Raw genomic sequence first — 13,154 nt, 5'->3', positions numbered from 1 at the left:
GACCATGGACCGTGACTGGATCGCCACCGCCCGGACGCTGTCCGAGGCGCTTCCCTACCTGCAGCGCTACACCGGCGCCGTGGTCGTCGTGAAATTCGGCGGCAATGCCATGGGCGACGACGAGGCGATGGCGGAATTCGCCCGCGATGTCGTGCTGATGAAGCAGGTGGGCATGAACCCGGTCGTCGTGCATGGCGGCGGGCCGATGATCAACGAGATGCTGGCCAAGCTCGGGATCAAGTCGGATTGGGTGCGCGGCAAGCGCGTCACCGACAAGGCCACCGTCGAGGTGGTCGAGATGATCCTCTCGGGCCTCGTCAACAAGCGCATCGTGCAGGCGATCAACGATCAGGGCGGGCGCGCGGTCGGCATCTCGGGCAAGGACGACGACCTGATGGTGTGCGAGGCGGATGACCCCGAGCTCGGCTTCGTCGGCCGCCCGGTCGAGATGAACGTGCAGGTGATCCGCGACCTCTACGAGGCGGGCATCATCCCGGTCATCGCCCCGGTTGCGACCGGCGTGAACGACAACGAGACCTTCAACGTCAACGGCGACACCGCCGCGGGCGCGATCGCCGGGGCACTGCAGGCCGATCGCCTGCTGCTGCTGACCGATGTCGCGGGCGTCAAGAACAAGTCGGGCGAGGTCATCACCCAGATGTCCCCCGACGAGGTCACCGCGCTGATCGCCGACGAGACGATCTCGGGCGGCATGATCCCCAAGGTCGAGACCGCGCTGAAGGCGGTGAAGGAGGGCGTGCGGGCCGTCGTCATCCTTGATGGCCGCGTGCCGAACGCCTGCCTGCTCGAGCTCTTCACCGAGCATGGCGCGGGGTCGATGATCCGCTCGACCACGCCGCGGGTGACGCCGCGCCGGCGGTGAGCCTCGCAGACGATCTTGCAGCCGAGCGGCTTTTCGTCGCGGGCCGGCTGCACGAGGGGGAGGAAACGCTTCTCCTCCTCTCCCCGGCCGAACCCGGCTTCTGGGCACACCTGACCGCCGGCCCGGAATGGGCCGACGGCGGCCCCGATCCGGTCGACCGCTGGTCGGCGCGGGTGATCGGGCGGATCGCCACCGATCACGGCGCCCGCGCCCTCTTTCCCTTCGGCGGGCCGCCCCATGCGCCCTTCTACCGCTGGGCGCTGGCTTCGGGGCAGTTCTTCGCCTCGCCCGTGCATCTGCTCGTGCATCCGCAGATGGGCCTCTGGGCCAGCCTGCGCGGCGCCATCGCACTGCCCGGCCGCGCCGCGCTGCCTGGCCCCGCGCCCCATCCCTGCACCGGCTGCGCCGCCCCCTGCACCACGGCCTGCCCGGCCGGCGCCCTCACCCCCGCGGGGTACGACGTGCCGGGCTGCCACGGCTTCCTCGACCGCCCCGCGGGGACATCGTGCCGCAGCACCGGATGTGCCGTGCGCCGGGCTTGCCCCCTCAGCCGATCCTATGGCAGGCTGCCCGAGCAATCCGCCTGGCATATGAGGAATTTTCACGCATGACTCCAATTGGCTATCGTCGCCTGATCCTCACCCGCCACGCGAAGTCGAGCTGGGACGACCCGGACACGCCCGACATCGACCGCCCGCTGAACGCGCGCGGCCGGGCGGCGGCGCGAGAACTTGGCGACTTCCTCGCCTCGCGCGGCCTCGAACCCGAGGAGGTGCTGTGCTCGACCGCCCTGCGCACCCGCGAGACCTGGGCGGGGGTGCAGTCGGCCGTGCTCGAATCGCTGCCCGAGGTGCGCTTCATCGAAGAGCTCTACCACGCCGATCCGGGTGTGCTGCTCTCGGTGCTGAAGACCGCGACCGCGCCCACCGTGATGATGATCTGCCACAACCCCGGCATCGCCGCCTTCGCCGCGCGCCTGCCCTCGCGCCCGGTCTTCGACCCCGACTTCCGCAAGTTCCCGACCTGCGCGACGGCGGTGATCGACTTCCAGATCGACCGCTGGTCGCAGGTCCACCCGGGCCGGGGCTCGCTTCTCGACTTCTTCACCCCGTCGAACCGCAAGCAATAGGGGCGCCGAAGCGCCCCTGCCATCCCCTCCCGGCCTTCCTTCATGGCTTTCGCCTTGCCAGAAATACCTCGGGGGTGAATGCGCCACAGGCGCAGAGGGGGCAGCGCCCCCTCCCTGCCCCGGGCTCAATGCCCGAGGATCTGGCTCAGGAACTGCTTCGTCCGCTCCGACTGCGGGTTGTTGAAGAAGTCGAAGGGGTTGTTCTGCTCGATGATCTGGCCGTCGGCCATGAAGATCACCCGGTTCGCCACCGCCTGCGCAAACCCCATCTCGTGGGTCACGCACAGCATCGTCATCCCCTCCTCGGCCAGCTCGATCATCGTGTCGAGCACCTCCTTGATCATCTCGGGATCAAGCGCCGAGGTCGGCTCGTCGAACAGCATGATCCGTGGCCGCATGCACAGCGAGCGCGCGATCGCCACGCGCTGCTGCTGCCCGCCCGACAGCATGCCCGGATACTTGTGCGCCTGCTCGGGGATCTTCACCTTCTCGAGGAAATGCATCGCCGTTTCCTCGGCTTCCTTCTTCGGCACCTTGCGCACCCAGATCGGCGCGAGGGTGCAGTTCTCGAGGATCGTCAGATGCGGGAACAGGTTGAAGTGCTGGAACACCATCCCCACTTCCGAGCGCACCTTGTCGATGTTCTTCAGATCCGAGGTCAGCTCGGTGCCATCGACGATGATCTTGCCCGACTGATGCTCTTCCAGCCGGTTGATGCAGCGGATCAGCGTCGACTTGCCCGAGCCCGAGGGCCCGGCGATGACGATCCGCTCGCCCCGGTTCACCGTCAGGTTCACGTCGCGCAGCACGTGGAACTGGCCGTACCACTTGTTCATGTTCTCGATCTGGATCGCCACCTCGTCCGAGACCTGCAGCTTGCTGCGGTCGACGGGGCGCTCGATGTGCGGTTCCGACATGGGGGAACTCCTTAGCGATGGTCACGCTTCAGCTTGCGCTCGAGATACATCGAGTAGCGCGACATGCTGAAGTTGAGGATGAAGAAGATGGCGCCGACGAAGATGAAGTGCTCCCAGTAGGTGCCCTTCCAGGAGATGTCGGCGCGGATCGAATCGGGGATGGATTTCAGCGGCTCGAACAGGCCCACGAAGGTGACGAGCGTGGTGTCCTTGAACATGCCGATGAAGGTCGAGACGATGCCCGGGATCGAGATCTTCAGCGCCTGCGGCAGGATCACCAGCCGCTGCGCCTTCCAGTAGTCGAGACCAAGCGCGTCGGCCGCCTCGTACTGGCCGCGCGGCAGCGCCGCGAGCCCGCCGCGGATCACCTCGGCGATATAGGCGGCCGAGAACAGCGTGACGAGGATCATCACCCGCAAGATGATGTCGAAGTTGGTGCCCGGCGGCAGGAAGTAGTTCAGCAGAAGCGAGGCCACGAACAGCAGCGTGATCAGCGGCACGCCCCGGATGAACTCGATGAACATGACCGAGAAGGTCTTGATCAGGAACATGTCCGACTGCCGGCCAAGCGCCAGCAGGATGCCGAGCGGCAGCGACATCGCGATGCCGCCCGCGCCCAGCGTGATGGCGAGCAGGAAGCCGCCGAACTGGCGCGAGGCCACGGGCTCGAGCGCGATCGGCGCGACGCGGCCGAGGAGCTCGTCGACCGGCCCCGGCACGAAGATCCAGAACAGCACCGCCGCGACGACGGCGCCCAGGATCGCGAGGATCATCCCCCAATGGGCAAGGATCCGGGCCACCAGATAGCCCACGGCAAAGCCCGCGGCGATCATCACCACCGGCCAGATCGAGCCGCCCCAGAGCAGCCAGATGGCGAGAAGCGGGAACACGGCCGAGAATTTCAGCATCCCCCGCGGCAGCTGGGTGAAGAGCACCGGCGCCACCGCGACGAGCATCAGCCCGAAGGTCAGCACCGGGCGCCAGAACAGCTCGGGCGGGTAGAAGCCGAAGATGAACTGCGTCCAGCGGGCATGGATCACGGCCCAGCAGGCGCCGGTTGCGCCCTCGCCCCAGCGCGCGGCGATGATCTGGCGGCATTCGGGCAGCGAGGCCGCATTCCACACGCCATGGCGGAACCAGGGGTAGAAATGGCTGGCGAGGCCCCAGATCACGGCGATCCCCGCGAGGGTGAGGATCGTGTTCAGCCAGCTCGAGAACAGGTTCTCGCGCACCCATTTCGACAACCCCGTCTGCCGCGCCGGCGCGGGTTCGGGGGGAAGCATCGTCTTGCGGACGAAGACGGCACTGTGCGACGTGTCACTCATCTCAGCGCTCCTTCAGCCGGACCTTGTGGTTGTAGAGGTTCATCACCCCCGAGATCACCAGCGAGATCGCCAGATAGATCAGCATCATCAGCAAGATCGCCTCGAGCTCGCGGCCGGTCTGGTTCAGCGTGATGCCGCCCAGCGTGCCGCGCAGGTCCATGTAGCCCACCGCAATGGCGAGCGAGGAGTTCTTGGTCAGGTTCAGGAACTGCGAGATCAGCGGCGGCACGATCACCCGCAGCGCCTGCGGCAGGATCACCAGCCGCATCGTCTTGCCCGGCCGCAGGCCAAGAGCGAAGGCGGCCTCGGTCTGGCCCTTGGAGATGGCGAGGATGCCGGCGCGCACGATCTCGGCGATGAAGGCGCCGGTATAGAGCGACAGGCCGGCCCAGAGCGCGACGAAGGCGTTCGACACATTGGTGCCGCCGGTGAAGTTGAAGCCCTTGAGCGTGGGCTCGTGCAGCTGGAAGCCAAGCGCGGCCAGCAGCAGGGCGAGCGGCCCCAGAAGGATCAGCAGGCTCTTCCACCAGGTCGCCGGCCGGGCGCCGGTGGCATCCTGCACCGCGCTCGCATGGGCCAGCAGCCTGCGGTTCACCCAGATCGCGCCCGCGAGCACCAGCACGATTGCCAGCACGTTGAGCGAGACCGGCGCCAACGCGGTGTCGATCACGCCGAGCGAGCGTTCGAAGCTGACCGAGGGGATGGCGGTATAGCGGTTGGTGAAGGCGATCGAGTCGAGGATCATCGAGGCGCTCGCCTCGCCCGTCGCCGGGTTCACCTTGTAGGCGTTCGGCGCCGGGGTGATCTCGGTCAGCACCGCCATCGCGACCAGGATCCACAGCAGCACGGGCACGTTGCGGAAGGTCTCGACATAGACGGTCATCAGCCGCGCGACGAGCCAGTTCTTCGACAGCCGCAGCACGCCGACGAAGATGCCGATCACCGTCGCGGTGGCGCAGCCGAGCAGCGACACCCAGATCGTGTTCAGCAGCCCCACCAGCATCGCCCGGGCATGGGTGTTATCGTTGGTGTAGGGGATCAGATACTGCGCGATGTCATAGCCCGCGCGGTTGTCAAGGAACCCGAAGTTGAAGTCCTTGCCGAGAACCCTGAGGTTCTGGATCGTGTTGTCGACAAGCCAGCCCGCCGCCCCCATCACCACGATCAGCGTGATGACCTGGATGGTGAGCGAGCGGTATCGGGTATCGTAGATAAGCTGACTGAGCCGGAACCCTCGGTCCGGCGCGTCGGAGGCGCTGGTCATGGTGTATCCCCTGTTCCTGTCCGGTGTCCGGGCTTTTGCCCGTGTGAGATGGAGTCAGGCCCCGCCGGCAGGTTACGTCTTCATGGCAGAGGGGCGCCGCGACGCGACGCCCCTTGCGGTCAGTCTATCAGCGGAACGGCGGGGCGTACATCAGCCCGCCCTGGGTCCACTGCGCGTTCAGGCCGCGGGCAAGGCCGATCGGGGTCGACTCGCCGATGGTGGCGGCGAAGATCTCGCCATAGTTGCCGCCGGCCTTGATCGCCTTCACGGCCCAGTCCTTCTCGAGGCCGGTCATCGGCCCGAGGTCCCCTTCGACGCCGAGGATGCGGTTGATCTCGGGGTTCTCGGTGCCCTTGGCCAGCTCGTCGATATTGGCCGAGGTGATGCCGTATTCTTCCGCCGCGATCAGCGCGAAGAGGGTCCAGCGCACGATATCGCCCCACTGGCTGTCGCCATGGCGCACGGCCGGCCCGAGCGGCTCCTTCGAGATGATTTCCGGAAGGATGATATGGTTTTCCGGATCGGCATAGGCGGCGCGGGTGGCGGCCAGGCCCGAGGCGTCGGTGGTGTAGGCGTCGCAGGCACCAGCCAAGTACTGCTGTTCGCCTTCGGCGTTCGAATCAACCGCGATCGGCTGATAGGTCATGTTGTTCGACTTGAAATAGTCGGCGAGGTTCATCTCGGTGGTGGTGCCGGTCTGGATGCAGACCGAGGCGCCGTCGAGCTCCTTGGCGGAGGTGATGCCGCTGTCCTTGCGCACCATGAAACCCTGACCGTCGTAGTAGTTCACGCCGGCGAAATCCATCTTCAGGTCGGTATCGCGCGAGAAGGTCCAGGTGGAGTTGCGCGCGAGCATGTCGACCTCGCCCGAGGTCAGCGCGGTGAAGCGGGTCTGACCGGTGGTCGGCACATATTTGACCTTCGACGGGTCGCCCAGGACGGCGGCCGCGACAGCCTTGCACAGCGCGACGTCAAAGCCCGACCAGTTGCCGTTGGCATCGGGAGCGGCGAAGCCCACGAGGCCGGTGTTCACGCCGCAGTTCAGCACGCCGCGGGCCTTGACGTCCTCGAGCGTGGTCGCCGAAGCGATGCCCGCGGTCAGACCGGCCGCCATCAGCGTGCCGAAGAATACCGATTTCTTCATGTGTACCTCTTCCTGAGTTTCCGCCAGCGGACGGCGGCAAAAGTGCCCCTGTGGGGTCTGGAACGTTATTTGGGGGTCGCCCCCAGTGACCAAGTCTGGTCCGAACGATCAAAAAAGGTCAAGAGGAGTTGAACGTTTCCGCCGGGGCGAGCGCCCAAAAACCGGGCACACGCTCAATGCCCGGGCGGTCAGCTGGAAAATGGAAGGCCTCCCTCAGAGGGAATGCCGCATCCGCCAGAATCGTTCGGCATCGAGCAGCGCTTCGCGCTTGCGTCCGGCGTGCTCTGCCGCCTCGTCGTCGACGCCCCATTGCTCGGCCTGCCAGTCCTCGTCGAGCTGGGCAAGCGTCCAGGCCTCGTCCGCCGTCAGCCGTCCCTCGGCCACGGCGAGCCCCAGCACCAGCGAGCCGGTGATGCCGACGAGGTCATGCAACGCCGCAAGCTGCCATTCGTCCATCGCCGCGACGCGCGCACCAAGGGCGGCCAGCGCCGCCTCGGGCTGCGCCACCGGCACCACGCCCTGGGTCACCGCAAGCCGCGCGCCAAGCGCCGCCTCGGCCCAGTCGAGAAGCGGGTCCCAATGCTCGGATTGCCGCGCCACCAGCTCGCGCGGGGCCTCGGCGCGATAGCACAGAAGGTCGGTGCCACCATAGTCGGCGATCAGCGCCGCGACCTCGGCATGCTGGCTGCGCACCTTGTCGATCGCGGCATTGGCGCCGCGGGTGACCGGCATCGTTGCCGGGTCGATCTTTTCGTCCTGCGCCTGCCATTCGCGCGCGATCGCCTCGGCCAGCGCCCGGCTCGGCACGACGAGCGGCGCCTTCGCGGGCGTCTTCACATGCCGGCCGTCAAGGGTGACGGCAAAGCCGCCCGGCGCCTCGGCGACCTCGGCCGATGTCCAGAACCGTTTCGGTGCCCAGCCGCTCATGCGCATCCTCCCAGAAGCTCGTCCACCGCCGCCTCGAGCGCGGCGAAATCCCCGACCAGCCGGTCGGCTCCGGCAGCCACAAGATCCTCGGCCGGGTGATAGCCCCAGCGCACGCCGATGGTGGCCACGCCCGCGGCGCGCCCCATCTCGATGTCATAGGTGGTGTCGCCGATCATCACCGCCTCGGCCGGATCGGCACCGGCATCGGCGAGCGCCGTCAGAACCATCGACGGATGCGGCTTCGAGGGGTGATCGTCCGCCACCTGTCGGGTGAAGAAGGTGCCGGCAAGCCCGTGATGCGCCAGCAGCGCGTCAAGACCGCGCCGCGACTTGCCCGTCGCCACGCCCAGCAGCAGGTCTTCGCGCCCGGACAGCCGGTCAAGCGTCTCGGCCGCGCCGGCAAACAGCGGCGCCGGCTGCGCGATGCGGCGGCCCTGATAGCTTTTCTTGTAGAACTCGACGATCTCGGCGCGCGTCGCCGCGGGCAGCTCGGGCACCAGCCGCGCCACCGCCTCGGGCAGCGACAGCCCGACGATCGACAGCGTCGCGGCGCGCGAGGGCACCGGCAGGCCAAGCTGCGAGAAGCCCCAGTCCATCGAGGCGCAGATCTGCGCCGCGCTGTCCGAGAGCGTGCCGTCGACGTCGAAGATGACGAGCTTCATTCAAGCTCCTCGAACGGGTCGGCGGGCACGTCGTTCTCGTACCAGCCGAGCGTCTTCCAGGTGCGCTTCATGTGATCGGGCAAGGGCGCGACCACGGTGATGCGCTTCTTGGTGATCGGATGGTCAAAGCTGATCTGGCGCGCGTGCAGGTGCAGCTTGCGCGAGATCTCGCCGCCGAGCTGTGCGCCCCAGCCGTCGCCCAGGTTCTCCTGCCCCGAGCCGCCATATTTGCCGTCGCCGATGATCGGATGGCCCATCTCGGCCATATGCGCGCGCAGCTGGTGGGTGCGGCCGGTGATCGGCACCAGCGCGACCCAGCTCACCCGCGTGCCGAGCGAATCGAGCACGGCATAATCGGTGGTGGCGCGTTTCGCCCCCTCGGTCGCGTCGACCTTCGAGGGGTGGATGCAGATCATCTTCTCGCCCTCGCCGCCGCGGCCATGACCCGGCGCCTTGACGAGGCCATAGCGCACCGTGCCCATCTTCGGGTTCGGCACGCCGGCCACCGCCGCCCAATAGATCTTGCGCGTGGTCTTCAGCCGGAAGGCCTCGGACAGATGCCGAGCGATGCGGTCGGTGCGCGCGATCAGCAGCACGCCCGAGGTGTCCTTGTCGAGCCGGTGCACCATCTTCGGCCGGTCCTTGTAGCCGAAGCGCAGCGCATCGAGCAGACCGTCGACATGCCGGTCGCCCTGCCCCGAGCCGCCCTGCGAGGGCAGCCCCGGCGGCTTGTTCAGCGCGATGATGTGCTCGTCCTTCCACAGCACGCAGGACTGGATCATCTCGGCGTCGGCATCCGGGATCTGCAGCCCCTCGCGGCGCTCGTCGGCGCGGCGCAGCAGCGCGGCGGCGTCGGGCAGCGGCGGCACCCGCACTTCCTGCCCCGGCGCAACACGGCTGTTCGCCTTGACCCGCCCGCCATCGACGCGCAGCTCGCCCTTGCGGCACATCTTCTCGATCGCACCCTGCGTCAGCTGCGGGAAGTGCTTCTTCAGCCAGCGGTCGAGGCGGCTTTCGCCCTCGGCCTCGGTCACCCGGATCGTCTGCACAGCGCTCATGCCAATACCCATCTCATCAGATGCACCCCGAAGATCAGACCGGCCAGCGCCGCGCCCACGGAGGCAAACACATAAAAGGCCGCATGGCCCACATCGCCCCGCTCGATCAGCGTCCAGGCCTCGAGCGAGAAGGAGGAGAAGGTGGTGAAGCCACCGAGAATGCCCGTCGCGAGAAAGGCGTTCCAGTGCGTCAGTTCCTTCTGCCCCAGGAAGGTCACCAGCGCCCCCATGACGAAGGAGCCGAGGATGTTCACGAAGATCACCCCGAGCGGAATCGTCTGTGGGCCAAGCGCACGCAAGACCGCCACGCCCGAGAGGTAACGCGCCGAGGCGCCGAGGGCCCCTCCGAGCGCGACCTGGAAAACGGTGGACAGCATGGGTCTCTCCTTTGCCGCCCTCAAAGCCTCCGGGGGGCGGAATGTCAAGTTTTGCGCTTGTCGCGCAGCTTCGCGAACCAGTCGACGCGCTTCTTCAGCTCGCGCTCGAAGCCGCGCTCGACCGGTGCATAGAAGATCGGCCGCTTCATCGTCTCGGGGAAGTAGTTCTGCCCCGAGAAGCCATCCTCGGCGTCGTGGTCGTATTGATAGCCGGCGCCGAAGCCCTGTTCTTCCATCAGCCGCGTCGGCGCGTTCAGGATGTGGCGCGGCGGCGGTTCCGAACCTGTCTTCTTCGCCGCCGCCCGCGCCGCCTTGTAGGCGATGTAGCCGGCGTTCGATTTCGGTGCGAGGGCAAGATAGATCACCGCCTGGGCAAGCGCGAGCTCGCCCTCGGGCGAGCCGAGGCGCTCGTAGGTCTCCCAGGCGTGCAGGCACACGGTCTGCGCCTGCGGATCGGCAAGGGCGATATCCTCGACCGCCATCCGCACCAGCCGCCGGGCGAGATAGCGCGGGTCCTCGCCGCCCTCGAGCATCCGCGCATACCAGTAGAGCGCCGCATCCGGATCGGACCCCCGCACCGATTTGTGCAGCGCCGAGATCAGGTTGTAATGCTCGTCGCCCGACTTGTCGTATTTCGCCGCCCGCCGCATCAGCCGCGCCGACAGCGCCTCGGTGTCAAGCGGCGCCGCGACCTTCCAGGCCATCACCTGCTCGATCAGGTTCAGCAGCGCCCGCCCGTCGCCATCGGCCATCTCGAGCAGCGCCTCGCGCGCCGGCGCCTTGAGCGGCAGCGCCCGGTCAAGCGCCTTCTCGGCGCGCTGCGCGAGGCGTTCGAGGCTTGCCAGGCTCAGCCGCTCGAGGATCAGCACCTGCGCACGCGACAGCACGGCGGCGTTCAGCTCGAAGCTCGGGTTCTCGGTGGTGGCACCCACAAGAAGGATGGTGCCATCCTCCATGTAGGGCAGAAAGCTGTCCTGCTGCGCCTTGTTGAAACGGTGGATCTCGTCGACGAAGAGCAGCGTGCCCTTGCCCTGCGAAAAGCGCAGCTTCGCCGCCTCGAACACCTTGCGCAGCTCCGGCACGCCGGTGAAGATCGCCGAGATCTGCACGAAGGCGCGGTCGGTTTCGGACGCCAGAAGCCGGGCGATCGTCGTCTTGCCGACGCCGGGCGGCCCCCACAGGATGATCGACGAGAGCGAGCCTGCCGCCAGCATCGCGCCAAGCGGTGCCTCGGGGCCAAGCACATGTTCCTGCCCGATCACCTCGGCAAGGTGTTGCGGGCGGATCCGGTCCGCGAGCGGGCGCGGCGCCTCGTGCGCGGGCTCCCGGGTGGGGCTGTCGAAAAGGTCGGACATGGTGGCCCACAGTATCGCCCCGGCGCCCGGGACGGAAGGGGCAGATCGGAGCGGGCCCGAAGGCCCGCCCCCGCATCGGCAGGCTCAGTGCATCTTGCCGCTCAGGTCGATCGAGACGCACTGGTAATCACCGTCGTCGATGAACATCGGCCGGCCGATCGCCTCGGCGGCCAGGCCGCAACGCCCGTACCAGCGCGGCCAGTTCGCCGCGGTGAGCGCGATGAGCCGCGTCGCGCCAAGTTCACGCGCCGCGCTGGTCATCGTTTCCGCAAGGCGGAAGTGCACCTTGCGGCGCAGGCTCTGCGGGATGTCGTGCGAGACGAAGACCCGCGTGCTCTCCCAGATCTGCGGCGAGACGGGCGCCTCGTCGAAGAGCAGGTCGGACGGGATCGAGCCGCCGAGCAGCCCCTTCTGCGCGTCGCGGATCATGTAGGAATAGATGCCGCAGCGCGCCGTGGTCGGCGTCAGGCGCATTCCGGCCAGCACATGGCCGAAGTCGTGGATCGCGATCCAGCGGCTTTGCGGCGTGTCATACTGGTCGAACTCCATGCCCATTTCCTCGGGCAGGTCCCAGTTCTTCTGGACGATGAAGCTCTGCCGACGCGCGCGAAACAGGTTCGCGAAAAGCTCGCCATAGTTGTGCATGTTGGCAAAGGACAGGGTAGTGGTCTGCATGGTCTTTCTCCGGGTTGGCAGCTATGCCCGGGGCGGACCGTTGCAAAGGGACCTACAGCAGCCGGTACTCCTTCGCTCTCTGGATGGTTTCGGCGGTTGTGCGCGCCATCAGCCGTTCCCGAGCAGACAGGAGCCGGGCCTTGAGCGCGCTTTCCGAGATTCCGAGTTTTGCAGCGGCAGCGGCATGTCGGTCCCCTGCAGCGATGCACCGCAGGGCCTCGATCTGAGCCTTCGTCAGGCTCTCCGGCGGCTGTGTAATGTCATGCAGTCGCCGGATCTGGTGCGAGATCGCGACAATCTCGTCATCGGTGAATTCCCGGTCGCGGCGGGTGAAGCTCGCGATGGTGCGCGAGCTGATCGGCCCGCAGGACACGGTCAGCCCGTAGTTCAGGCCGAATTTCCGCGCCTCGCCGAGAATGTTGAACGGATCGGGAAGGGTGAACTCGCTCCAGCGCGAGGCGCCCTCCGCCGAGAAGCCCCAGGCGATGGTCGGATCGCGCAGGGCATAGGCTTCACGCGTGTAATGGTCGCTCCAGGCCTCGGGATAGGTCTGGAACTGCATCACCGGGGCGGCGAAACGGATGTGCAGGCCGATGAAATAGCCGTCCGGTGCAAGACGGCCAAGCTCGGCAAGGCATTTGTTGATGTCGGCGTGAATGGACATGTCTTTTTAGACAGGTGCGCGCCGGAAGAATCAACTGTGAATTGTGTCCAGCCGATCAACTTTGATGCGACGTTGCGGCAGGTAACGTGATCAGACGGAAACAAAAATCTGACCCCGGAAATGAAAAATCCCGCCCGAAGGGGCGGGATTTCCAACTCTCCCTTGCGGGACAGGATCAGTCTTCGGCGGCCTCTTCAGCCTCGAGGCGGGCCTTGTCGGCGGCGCCCTTGGCCGAGTGGTCACGGTCGACGAATTCGATGATCGCCATCGGCGCCATGTCGCCATAGCGGAAACCGGCCTTCAGGACGCGGGTGTAGCCACCCTGACGGTCCTTGTAGCGGGCAGCGAGAACGTCGAACAGCTTCACGACGTCCTTGTCTTCCTTCAGCATGGCCGCAACCTGGCGGCGGGCGTGCAGATCACCGCGCTTGGCGAGGGTGATCAGCTTCTCGACGACCGGGCGCAGTTCCTTCGCCTTCGGCAGGGTGGTCTTGATCTGCTCGTGCTCGATCAGCGAGCCGGCCATGTTGGCGAACAGCGCCTTGCGGTGTTCGTGGGTGCGGTTCAGACGGCGATAGCCGCGGGCGTGACGCATGGGTCTTCTCCGAAATTGCGTTTTGCTTTGTGTTGCGCCGCCTGCGTTGGACGGTGCGTCGTTGGGGCATCATGCCCATTCGGGTCGTCGACGCTCCACCGGAGCCTCTCCTTCCCTCATTCCCCGGCAACCCGGGCATTGATTGGGGGGCGTGTACTCCACGCCCCCCGAAAGTGTCA

At 66.9% G+C, this 13,154-nt stretch carries 15 protein-coding genes; 3 read left to right on the top strand and 12 right to left on the bottom strand.

The genetic code is table 11. From position 1 onward, the window contains the following. Nucleotides 1-4 precede the first annotated feature (4 nt). From argB to AC0QTQ_RS02585, 3 genes are read left to right on the top strand one after another with little or no spacing between them, the layout of a single operon-like run. Entirely contained in the window at nucleotides 5-883 is an 879-nt protein-coding gene (gene argB / locus AC0QTQ_RS02595) for an acetylglutamate kinase (protein ID WP_480259184.1), read from the top strand. Further along, nucleotides 880-1,494, top strand: a complete 615-nt coding sequence (locus tag AC0QTQ_RS02590) for a ferredoxin (protein ID WP_480258122.1) — start codon at nucleotides 880-882, stop codon at nucleotides 1,492-1,494. The genes argB and AC0QTQ_RS02590 overlap by 4 nt, the downstream gene beginning before the upstream one ends. After that, nucleotides 1,491-2,012 (top strand): SixA phosphatase family protein, encoded by a 522-nt coding sequence (locus AC0QTQ_RS02585; protein ID WP_480258121.1) that lies wholly within the window; start codon nucleotides 1,491-1,493, stop codon nucleotides 2,010-2,012. The genes AC0QTQ_RS02590 and AC0QTQ_RS02585 overlap by 4 nt, the downstream gene beginning before the upstream one ends. A 125-nt stretch (nucleotides 2,013-2,137) precedes the next feature. Here the strand turns inward: AC0QTQ_RS02585 and AC0QTQ_RS02580 are convergent, their stop codons facing one another. From AC0QTQ_RS02580 to rplQ, 12 genes are all read right to left on the bottom strand, one after another. Next, nucleotides 2,138-2,929: an amino acid ABC transporter ATP-binding protein gene (locus AC0QTQ_RS02580; protein ID WP_121531603.1), complete on the bottom strand. Its 792-nt coding sequence runs from the start codon at nucleotides 2,927-2,929 to the stop codon at nucleotides 2,138-2,140. Between the two features lie 11 nt (nucleotides 2,930-2,940). Next, entirely contained in the window at nucleotides 2,941-3,528 is a 588-nt protein-coding gene (locus AC0QTQ_RS02575; protein ID WP_480259183.1) for an amino acid ABC transporter permease, read from the bottom strand. A gap of 727 nt (nucleotides 3,529-4,255) precedes the next feature. Further along, on the bottom strand, nucleotides 4,256-5,518 hold the full coding sequence (locus AC0QTQ_RS02570; protein WP_480258120.1) for an amino acid ABC transporter permease: 1,263 nt from the start codon (nucleotides 5,516-5,518) through the stop codon (nucleotides 4,256-4,258). Nucleotides 5,519-5,645: 127 nt separating this feature from the next. After that, on the bottom strand, nucleotides 5,646-6,662 hold the full coding sequence (locus tag AC0QTQ_RS02565) for an amino acid ABC transporter substrate-binding protein (protein WP_480258119.1): 1,017 nt from the start codon (nucleotides 6,660-6,662) through the stop codon (nucleotides 5,646-5,648). Nucleotides 6,663-6,875: 213 nt separating this feature from the next. Then, nucleotides 6,876-7,589, bottom strand: a complete 714-nt coding sequence (locus tag AC0QTQ_RS02560; protein WP_480258118.1) for an ATP12 family chaperone protein — start codon at nucleotides 7,587-7,589, stop codon at nucleotides 6,876-6,878. Beyond that, the gene (locus AC0QTQ_RS02555; protein ID WP_480258117.1) at nucleotides 7,586-8,251 is read right to left on the bottom strand and encodes an HAD-IA family hydrolase; all 666 of its coding nucleotides are present in this window, start codon (nucleotides 8,249-8,251) and stop codon (nucleotides 7,586-7,588) included. Before AC0QTQ_RS02555 ends, AC0QTQ_RS02560 begins: the two co-directional genes overlap by 4 nt. Beyond that, nucleotides 8,248-9,309 (bottom strand): RluA family pseudouridine synthase, encoded by a 1,062-nt coding sequence (locus tag AC0QTQ_RS02550; RefSeq protein ID WP_480258116.1) that lies wholly within the window; start codon nucleotides 9,307-9,309, stop codon nucleotides 8,248-8,250. Before AC0QTQ_RS02550 ends, AC0QTQ_RS02555 begins: the two co-directional genes overlap by 4 nt. Continuing rightward, nucleotides 9,306-9,686, bottom strand: a complete 381-nt coding sequence (crcB, locus tag AC0QTQ_RS02545; protein ID WP_480258115.1) for a fluoride efflux transporter CrcB — start codon at nucleotides 9,684-9,686, stop codon at nucleotides 9,306-9,308. The genes AC0QTQ_RS02550 and crcB overlap by 4 nt, the downstream gene beginning before the upstream one ends. Nucleotides 9,687-9,730: 44 nt before the next feature. Continuing rightward, nucleotides 9,731-11,041, bottom strand: coding sequence for a replication-associated recombination protein A (locus tag AC0QTQ_RS02540; protein ID WP_121531587.1), 1,311 nt, complete (start codon nucleotides 11,039-11,041; stop codon nucleotides 9,731-9,733). 84 nt (nucleotides 11,042-11,125) lie between these two features. Continuing rightward, nucleotides 11,126-11,716, bottom strand: coding sequence for an acyl-homoserine-lactone synthase (locus AC0QTQ_RS02535; RefSeq protein WP_121531585.1), 591 nt, complete (start codon nucleotides 11,714-11,716; stop codon nucleotides 11,126-11,128). A gap of 52 nt (nucleotides 11,717-11,768) precedes the next feature. After that, on the bottom strand, nucleotides 11,769-12,380 hold the full coding sequence (locus AC0QTQ_RS02530; protein ID WP_121531583.1) for an autoinducer binding domain-containing protein: 612 nt from the start codon (nucleotides 12,378-12,380) through the stop codon (nucleotides 11,769-11,771). Nucleotides 12,381-12,555: 175 nt separating this feature from the next. Continuing rightward, nucleotides 12,556-12,975, bottom strand: coding sequence for a 50S ribosomal protein L17 (gene rplQ, locus AC0QTQ_RS02525; protein WP_121531581.1), 420 nt, complete (start codon nucleotides 12,973-12,975; stop codon nucleotides 12,556-12,558). Nucleotides 12,976-13,154 lie beyond the last annotated feature (179 nt).

The sequence above is a fragment of the Paenirhodobacter sp. YD-8 genome (assembly GCF_056590935.1).
Note: the sequence above shows the minus strand (reverse complement) of the source record. Positions and strands in the feature narration are given on the sequence as shown.

What these genes read in the sequence shown, in the direction of transcription:
- argB (WP_480259184.1), top strand. Translation starts at nt 5, where the DNA reads ATGGACCGTGACTGGATCGCCACCGCCCGGACGCTGTCCGAGGCGCTT.
- AC0QTQ_RS02585 (WP_480258121.1), top strand. Translation starts at nt 1,491, where the DNA reads ATGACTCCAATTGGCTATCGTCGCCTGATCCTCACCCGCCACGCGAAG.
- AC0QTQ_RS02580 (WP_121531603.1), bottom strand. Translation starts at nt 2,929, where the DNA reads ATGTCGGAACCGCACATCGAGCGCCCCGTCGACCGCAGCAAGCTGCAG.
- AC0QTQ_RS02575 (WP_480259183.1), bottom strand. Translation starts at nt 3,528, where the DNA reads ATGTCGCTGCCGCTCGGCATCCTGCTGGCGCTTGGCCGGCAGTCGGAC.
- AC0QTQ_RS02570 (WP_480258120.1), bottom strand. Translation starts at nt 5,518, where the DNA reads ATGACCAGCGCCTCCGACGCGCCGGACCGAGGGTTCCGGCTCAGTCAG.
- AC0QTQ_RS02565 (WP_480258119.1), bottom strand. Translation starts at nt 6,662, where the DNA reads ATGAAGAAATCGGTATTCTTCGGCACGCTGATGGCGGCCGGTCTGACC.
- AC0QTQ_RS02560 (WP_480258118.1), bottom strand. Translation starts at nt 7,589, where the DNA reads ATGAGCGGCTGGGCACCGAAACGGTTCTGGACATCGGCCGAGGTCGCC.
- AC0QTQ_RS02555 (WP_480258117.1), bottom strand. Translation starts at nt 8,251, where the DNA reads ATGAAGCTCGTCATCTTCGACGTCGACGGCACGCTCTCGGACAGCGCG.
- AC0QTQ_RS02550 (WP_480258116.1), bottom strand. Translation starts at nt 9,309, where the DNA reads ATGAGCGCTGTGCAGACGATCCGGGTGACCGAGGCCGAGGGCGAAAGC.
- crcB (WP_480258115.1), bottom strand. Translation starts at nt 9,686, where the DNA reads ATGCTGTCCACCGTTTTCCAGGTCGCGCTCGGAGGGGCCCTCGGCGCC.
- AC0QTQ_RS02540 (WP_121531587.1), bottom strand. Translation starts at nt 11,041, where the DNA reads ATGTCCGACCTTTTCGACAGCCCCACCCGGGAGCCCGCGCACGAGGCG.
- AC0QTQ_RS02535 (WP_121531585.1), bottom strand. Translation starts at nt 11,716, where the DNA reads ATGCAGACCACTACCCTGTCCTTTGCCAACATGCACAACTATGGCGAG.
- AC0QTQ_RS02530 (WP_121531583.1), bottom strand. Translation starts at nt 12,380, where the DNA reads ATGTCCATTCACGCCGACATCAACAAATGCCTTGCCGAGCTTGGCCGT.
- rplQ (WP_121531581.1), bottom strand. Translation starts at nt 12,975, where the DNA reads ATGCGTCACGCCCGCGGCTATCGCCGTCTGAACCGCACCCACGAACAC.